The sequence below is a fragment of the Streptomyces adustus genome (genome assembly GCF_009377175.1).
In the GTDB taxonomy this organism is placed as follows: domain Bacteria; phylum Actinomycetota; class Actinomycetes; order Streptomycetales; family Streptomycetaceae; genus Streptomyces; species Streptomyces adustus.
In genome coordinates, this window is record NZ_VJZD01000407.1 from 1 (window position 1) to 5,032 (window position 5,032).

The 5,032-nt window shown below is 70.4% G+C and carries 4 protein-coding genes and 2 pseudogenes; all 6 read left to right on the forward strand.

Annotated features, from left to right (window positions below; translation table 11 throughout):
• A partial coding sequence (locus FNH09_RS47390; protein WP_238427466.1) for a CarD family transcriptional regulator occupies window positions 1–178 on the forward strand: 178 nt, incomplete at its 5' end.
• A gap of 249 nt (window positions 179–427) precedes the next feature.
• Window positions 428–709, forward strand: a pseudogene (locus FNH09_RS50370) (transketolase-like TK C-terminal-containing protein); the annotation flags it as partial.
• Between the two features lie 108 nt (window positions 710–817).
• Window positions 818–1,963, forward strand: a complete 1,146-nt coding sequence (gene tal, locus FNH09_RS44500; protein WP_152895567.1) for a transaldolase — start codon at window positions 818–820, stop codon at window positions 1,961–1,963.
• A gap of 83 nt (window positions 1,964–2,046) precedes the next feature.
• Complete coding sequence (gene zwf / locus FNH09_RS44510; RefSeq protein ID WP_238427467.1) at window positions 2,047–3,612, forward strand: glucose-6-phosphate dehydrogenase; 1,566 nt, start codon at window positions 2,047–2,049, stop codon at window positions 3,610–3,612.
• Window positions 3,609–4,544 carry a glucose-6-phosphate dehydrogenase assembly protein OpcA gene (gene opcA, locus FNH09_RS44515; RefSeq protein WP_152895568.1) on the forward strand — a complete coding sequence of 312 codons (936 nt, stop codon included), beginning with the start codon at window positions 3,609–3,611 and terminating at the stop codon, window positions 4,542–4,544. The genes zwf and opcA overlap by 4 nt, the downstream gene beginning before the upstream one ends.
• Window positions 4,537–5,032 (forward strand): annotated as a pseudogene (locus FNH09_RS44520) (glucose-6-phosphate isomerase); the annotation flags it as partial. The gene opcA and the pseudogene FNH09_RS44520, both read left to right, overlap by 8 nt.

The window sequence follows — 5,032 nt, forward strand, 5'->3', positions numbered from 1 at the left end:
CTTCAAAGCCCCGGTACCCCCGCCTCCGAAGCACTTCGCCGTGGGCGACAAGGTCACGCACGACATATACGGACTCGGCCGGGTGATCGGCATCGAGGACGGTATCGCGGCCCTCGTGGACTTCGGCTCCGCCCAGATGCGGATCCTGAGCCCGTACGCCAAGATGACCAAGCTCTAATGCCGTGCAGGCAACGTCCGCCCCACGAGGCGGACGATGCCGGGACCGACACCGACCGACCGCGCACGACGATCGCGGTCGAATTCTCCGCAGAAACGCGCCCGCAACCCGGGCGCGTTTCTGCGTTCTTGCGTGACGGCTTCGCCCACCCCGGCCCTGCGGTCGGGGCCCCCACCTTCCCTCATAAAAGTCAGACTTTTAAGATTGAACGCGTCAGGCATCAGAAGGCGCTCGATCTTTCAAAAGGTGATGACTTACGATCCCGCTGCCCCGGAGCGAACCGGCCGACACCGCTGTGTGGCCGGGCGACGCCGGCCGCGAGACGCTGGAGGCCGAGAGGGTCGTCACCCGGTGGTGTCGACGCCGTGGGCGCAGTGGTTCGAGGAGCGGTCGCGCGGCTGCCGTGAGCGCGTCCTTCCGCCGTCCGTGCGGGCCCGCGTCGCAATCGAGGGCGGGATCGATCCGGCGGGGTACCGGTTCACGGAGGGCGCCGGACGCGTCGTCTCCCTCGACCATCCCGGCGCCCCCGCCGGCACCCGGACTCGTGTCGCCGCCCATGGCCTCACCCCGACCACGTCGCCGCGAAGGCCCGGGAATCCCTGGGCGCCGCGCGCGGTTGATCCGACGGCAGGAAAGAAGATGATCACAGTGAACGAAGCGACCGCGACCGCGGGAGCCCTCGGACGCCTCACCGACGAAGGCGTCTCGATCTGGCTGGACGACCTCTCGCGCAGTCGGATCACCTCCGGCAACCTCGCCGGACTCGTCGAGAAGAAGCACGTGGTGGGCGTGACCACCAACCCCTCGATCTTCCAGGCAGCCATCGGCTCCGGCGAGGGCTACCAGGAGCAGCTCGCCGAGCTGGCGGTGCGCGGCGTCACGGTGGACGAGGCCGTACGGATGATGACGACCGCCGACGTGCGGGCGGCCGCCGACATCCTGCGCCCGGTGCACGAGGCGACCGGCGGCCGCGACGGCCGGGTGTCGATCGAGGTCGACCCCCGGCTCGCCCACGACACGCGGGCCACCGTCGCCGAGGCGCGGCAGCTGGCCTGGCTGGTGGACCGCCCCAACGTCATGATCAAGATCCCGGCGACGAAGGCGGGTCTGCCGGCGATCACCGAGGTCCTCGGCCTGGGCATCAGCGTCAACGTCACGCTGATCTTCTCCCTGGAGCGCTATCGCGAGGTCATGGACGCCTACCTCGCGGGCCTGGAGAAGGCGCGGACGCGCGGCCTGGACCTGGCCGGGATCCACTCGGTCGCCTCCTTCTTCGTCTCCCGCGTCGACAGCGAGATCGACAAGCGGCTGACGGTGCTCGGCACGGCCGAGGCCCTGGCGCTGAAGGGGAAGGCGGCGCTGGCCAACGCGCGGCTCGCCTACGAGGCGTACGAGGACGTCTTCGGCGGTGCGCGCTTCGGCGCCCTCGTCGGCGCGGGCGCCAACCGGCAGCGTCCGCTGTGGGCCTCCACCGGGGTGAAGGACCCGGCCTACAAGGACACGTTGTACGTGGACGAACTGGTCGCGCCCGGCACGGTCAACACGATGCCGCAGGCCACGCTCGACGCCACCGCCGACCACGGTGACATCCACGGCGACACGGTGACCGGCGGCTACGACCGGGCCCGCGCCGACCTCGCCGCCGTCGAGGGGCTCGGGATCTCCTACGACGAGGTGGTGGCGCAACTGGAGGACGAGGGCGTCGCCAAGTTCCGGGTGGCCTGGCAGGACCTGCTGGACGCCGTGACGAAGTCACTGAACAGCAAGGGAGTTGACGCACGATGACCAGCACGCCCGACCAGGGGACGGCGCCGGAGCAGGCGCAGGTCCCGGCCATGCCGGCACCGGAGCAGGCGCAGGTCCCGGCCATGCCGGCACCGGAAGAGGTGCACGTCCCGGTCATGTCGGCGACGGAGTGGGAGAACCCGCTGCGGGACGGCCGCGACCGACGTCTCCCGCGGATCGCCGGGCCGTCCGGACTCGTCATCTTCGGTGTCACCGGCGACCTGTCCCGCAAGAAGCTGATGCCGGCCGTCTACGACCTGGCCAACCGCGGTCTGCTGCCGCCGGGTTTCTCGCTCGTCGGGTTCGCCCGCCGCGACTGGGAGGACCAGGACTTCGCGCAGGTCGTGCACGACGCGGTGCGCGAGCACTCCCGCACGGAGTTCCGCGAGGAGGTCTGGCAGCAGCTCGCCGAGGGCATGCGGTTCGTCCCCGGCGACTTCGACGACGACACCGCCTTCAAGCAACTGCGCGAGGCCGTCGAGGAGCTGGACGCCTCCCGGGGCACCGGCGGCAACTTCGCCTTCTACCTCTCCGTACCGCCCAAGTTCTTCCCGAAGGTCGTCCGGCAGCTGAAGAAGCACGGCCTGGCGAACGCGCCGGAGGGCGCCTGGCGGCGCGCGGTCATCGAGAAGCCGTTCGGCCACGACCTGACCAGCGCCCGTGAGCTCAACCGGGTCGTGCACGACGTGTTCGACCCGGAGCAGGTGTTCCGCATCGACCACTACCTCGGCAAGGAGACCGTCCAGAACATTCTGGCGCTGCGTTTCCCCAACCAGATGTACGAGCCGATCTGGAACCGGTCGTACGTCGACCATGTGCAGATCACCATGGCGGAGGACATCGGTATCGGCGGCCGGGCGGGCTACTACGACGGCATCGGCTCGGCCCGTGACGTCATCCAGAACCACCTGCTCCAGCTGATGGCGCTGACCGCGATGGAGGAGCCCATCGCCTTCGACGCCGAGTCGCTGCTCACCGAGAAGCTCAAGGTGCTGAAGTCGGTGCGGCTGCCGGAGGACCTGGGCACGCACACCGTCCGGGGGCAGTACGCGCAGAGCTGGCAGGGCGGCGAGAAGGTGCCCGGCTATCTCCAGGAGGAGGGCATCGACCCGGCCTCGACGACCGACACCTACGCGGCGGTCAAGCTGGAGATCGACAACCGCCGTTGGGCGGGCGTCCCGTTCTATCTGCGTACCGGCAAGCGGCTGGGCCGCCGGGTGACCGAGATCGCGGTGGTGTTCAAGCGCGCCCCGCACTCCCCGTTCGACTCCACCGCCACCGAGGAACTCGGCCAGAATGCGATCGTCATCCGGGTCCAGCCCGACGAGGGCATGACGGTGCGGTTCGGTTCGAAGGTCCCGGGTACCTCGATGGAGATCCGGGACGTGACGATGGACTTCGCGTACGGCGAGTCGTTCACGGAGTCCAGCCCGGAGGCGTACGAGCGGCTCATCCTGGACGTGCTGCTCGGCGACGCCAATCTGTTCCCCCGTCACCAGGAAGTGGAAGAGTCCTGGAAGATCCTCGACCCGATCGAGGAGTACTGGACGGCGCACGGCAAGCCGGCCCAGTACCCGTCGGGCAGCTGGGGACCCGAGGAAGCCGACGAGATGCTCGCACGAGACGGACGGAGCTGGCGCAGGCCATGAAGATCGACCTGACCGACACCACGGCAAGCAAGATCAACAAGGCGTTGGTGCAGGGCCGCCACGCCATCGGTACACCCGCCGTGGGCATGGTCCTGACGATGGTGATCGTCACCGACGAGGAGAACGCCTACGACTCGATCAAGGCCGCCGAGGAGGCCTCGCACGAGCACCCCTCGCGGACCCTGGTCGTCATCAAGCGACACGCCCGTACCCCGCGCGACCGCACCAACTCCCGCCTCGACGCCGAGGTGCGGGTCGGCGCGGACGCCGGCACCGGCGAGACGGTCGTGCTGCGCACCTACGGCGAGGTGTCCGACCACGCCGACTCGGTGGTGCTGCCGCTGCTGCTGCCGGACGCGCCGGTCGTGGTGTGGTGGCCGGTGGACGCGCCCGACGTGCCCGCCAAGGACCCGCTGGGCGCGCTCGCCCAGCGCCGCATCACCGACATGTACGCCGTCGACCAGCCCCTGAAGGCGCTGGAGGCACGGGCGAAGTCGTACGCGCCCGGCGACACCGATCTCGCCTGGACCCGGCTGACGCCCTGGCGTTCGATGCTGGCCGCGGCCCTGGACCAGGCGCGCACGAAGATCGCCTCGGCGACCGTGGAGAGCGAGGCCGACAACCCCAGCGCCGAACTGCTCGCCCGCTGGCTGGAGGCCCGGCTGAAGGTCGGGGTGAACCGGGTGGTCACCGCGGGCCCGGTGGTCACGGCCGTGCGGCTCGGCGTCGCGGGCGGCGAGATCGTCATCGACCGCCCCGAGGGCCCGCTGGCCACGCTGTCCCTGCCGGGCCAGCCGCCGCGCACCCTCGCGCTGAAGGTCCGCCCCACTTCCGAACTCATCGCCGAGGAGCTTCGCCGCCTCGACGCCGACGAGATGTACGCCGTCGCACTGCGCGGCGAAGGCACCAAGGAGACCCCCGCCCATGTCTGACTCCCCCAGGCTCACCCGGCGCCCGCAGTGGACCGCGCTGGCCGACCACCGTGCCGAGTGGCAGCAGGGCCCGCGCCTGCGTGAGCTGTTCGCGTCCGACCCGGGGCGCGCGGAGCGCTACGTGGTGCGCGTCGGCGATCTGCGGATCGACTACTCCAAGCACCTCGTCACCGACGAGACCCTCGCCCTCCTCCAGGAACTGGCCGTCGCCACCGATGTGTTCGGGCTGCGCGACGCGATGTTCCGCGGCGAGAAGATCAACACCACCGAGGGCCGGGCCGTGCTGCACACGGCGCTGCGCGCCCCGCGGGACGCGGTGGTCGAGGTCGACGGCGAGAACGTGGTGCCCGGTGTGCACGCGGTCCTCGACCGGATGGCCGCCTTCGCCGACCGGATCCGCTCGGGCGAGTGGACCGGCCACACCGGCCGCCGCATCAGGAACGTCGTCAACGTCGGCATCGGCGGCTCCGACCTCGGCCCGGCGATGG

What these genes read in the sequence shown, in the direction of transcription:
- zwf (WP_238427467.1), top strand. Translation starts at nt 2,047, where the DNA reads ATGCCGGCACCGGAAGAGGTGCACGTCCCGGTCATGTCGGCGACGGAG.
- opcA (WP_152895568.1), top strand. Translation starts at nt 3,609, where the DNA reads ATGAAGATCGACCTGACCGACACCACGGCAAGCAAGATCAACAAGGCG.
- tal (WP_152895567.1), top strand. Translation starts at nt 818, where the DNA reads ATGATCACAGTGAACGAAGCGACCGCGACCGCGGGAGCCCTCGGACGC.